The 2,139-nt window shown below is 66.7% G+C and carries 2 protein-coding genes and 1 other RNA gene; all 3 read right to left on the bottom strand.

The genetic code is table 11. The annotated features are described in order from the left end of the window. The coding region (locus tag WAN71_RS17230) for a peroxiredoxin (protein ID WP_422226492.1) at positions 1–404 on the bottom strand (404 nt) is incomplete at its 3' end. A gap of 173 nt (positions 405–577) precedes the next feature. Continuing rightward, positions 578–960: RNase P RNA component class A (gene rnpB, locus WAN71_RS17225), an RNA gene on the bottom strand. 48 nt (positions 961–1,008) lie between these two features. After that, on the bottom strand, positions 1,009–2,139 hold a 1,131-nt coding region (locus WAN71_RS17220), incomplete at its 5' end, for an HNH endonuclease (RefSeq protein ID WP_422226491.1).

Here is a 2,139-nt window from a genome sequence, read left to right as displayed (position 1 = left end):
CGGGCCAGCAGGCCGCGGCGCCGAGCGTGCCGGCCACGCCGGGTCTCCTCCCGCGCCCCGACGGATCGACGCAGCTTGGCGAGCCTGCCTCGGTGCACCCCGAACAGCTCGGACACCACGCCGTCCGCGTCGGAGAGCAGCGGATAGTCGAACGAGCGTTGTTGAGCGAAGTGGGCCTGCCTGTCGACGGTGTCCGTGCTGATGCCCACCCGCTGGGCGCCCACCCTGGCGAATTCGTCGCTTAGGTTCCGAAAATAACACGCCTGGGCGGTACAGATCGGTGAGGACGCTAATGGGAAGAAGAACAGCACAACCGGGCCGTCGGAAAGGAGCGTGGACAGTTTCCGAGGCCGACCGGTGTGGTCATACAGAGTGAAGTCAGGCGCCTTCTCGCCCGCGATCATCGGCAAAGAGTAACGCTGGGAAGCTCTGCGCGACGCACGACTCGGATAATTCGGTCATCGCCGAACAGCTACATGGGATGCGATTGATTCGGTACTCGGCGCTGAATCTACTGCGGACGGCTGCGGACGGAAAGCGGTTCCACTAGCTGAACATGCAGGCTACAGGCCTGGGGCGGGCGAGTTGGCCTGTAAGCCGGATTCTGTTCCGCATCATGCGGGGGCGACCATCCATCTGGACACACCGTCACCGGGTGCCTCGAGCGGCCTACCCGCAGGCTCGGGCGAGCAACCCTCTAGCGCCTGCGCGACCGCACCGTGGTGCGGTCTTCTTGGCCTTGCTTCGGGTGGGGTTTGCCAAGCCATTCCGGTCACCCGGAATGCTGGTGCGCTCTTACCGCACCGTTTCACCCTTACTACCAGGTAGCGGTTTGTTTTCTGTGGCACTTTCCCGCGAGTCACCTCGGATTGCCGTTAGCAATCACCCTGCTCTGTGAAGTCCGGACTTTCCTCGACTCACTACTGAACCAGTGCGAGCCGCGGCCGCCCAGCCAACTCGTCCGCGCTAATACGGTACTCGTTGCGCAATGCGGGGGCCAGCAGCTATCTAAGCAGCGTGCAAGTCCGAGATTGCGATCCCCACGGCGATTTCGACCTCACTAATTTCCATTCGCACCGGCGCTCTCGGCAGCGGAGGCGCGCCCGAGCGATACTGTGCACCCGTCGGAGTGATGAATTCCGCTGTGTGCCTGTGGGTTTCGTCGACACTCGGTTCGACGTGCCAGCCGGCGACTTCTTTGACGTAGTTGCATCGCTCGCATTGCCCTAACCCGTTGCCCGCGCTTGTCGCGCCGCCGCGGGCCCATGGTCGTGCATGGTCGCGATGGCGGATCGGCGCGTCGCAGTAGGGCGTGCGGCAGCGCTGATCCCGTAGCCCGATGAAGGCGGCCAACCCGCGGGGAAACAGCCGGGCCCGTGACTCCATTGCCACCAGTGCCGCGGAGCCCGGATGAGCGTAGAGCCGGCGCAGCGTGGCCCGCGATCGTGCATCGGTGACAGCGCCCGAGACCAATCTGCGGGCGACGGCCGCCGGGATGGGGCCGTAGCCGCCGATCTCTGCAGGCGCGTCGCAATCGCCCAACAGAGTTTCGTCCGATAACACCAGGTTCACCGCGATCGGCGTGGCCGCCGCCGCGCTGCGGCCGGTGACCCGCTCGACCAGCGTGTCGGCCATCGCCTGGCCCCGTGCACGCCCGTCGGCGCACATATCGGCCTCCCGTCGCAGCGCCGCATACACCGACACGCCTTGCGTCACGGGCAACAGCGCGGTCAGATACGTCATCGTGTCGGGTGCGGGCCGAATGGTCACCGTGCGCTCGGCTTCGGCTTTGGCGGCCCGGTCGACCACCGCGTGCGGATCCAGTCGATACGCGATCGTCTTGGCCGCCGCCGCGACCCGCGCGTCACCCATCCCGTCCAGGCCGGCCGGGTCGGCGCATAACTCGGCATCCAAAACGCGCCGGTCTTCAACGTCTAGGCACGCGCTTTCGCGCACGATCAGGGTGGCCCGCCATTCGGTCAACACGCCGGCCTCCAACGCGGCCAGGGTGTGCGGCATCTCGTGCACCAAGGCCTTGGCGAAGCCGAGATGCCGGTTACCCCGCGCGGGCGAGTCCCGCCGGGCCAGCGCGATCTCGCTGGCCACCCCACGTCCGCGCCGCGCGGCCGGCATTCCCGC

It is taken from the genome of Mycobacterium sp. (genome assembly GCF_049280035.1).
GTDB lineage: Bacteria > Actinomycetota > Actinomycetes > Mycobacteriales > Mycobacteriaceae > Mycobacterium.
The sequence above is the reverse complement of the archived record's forward strand: the minus strand, read 5'-3'. Positions and strand labels throughout refer to the sequence as shown.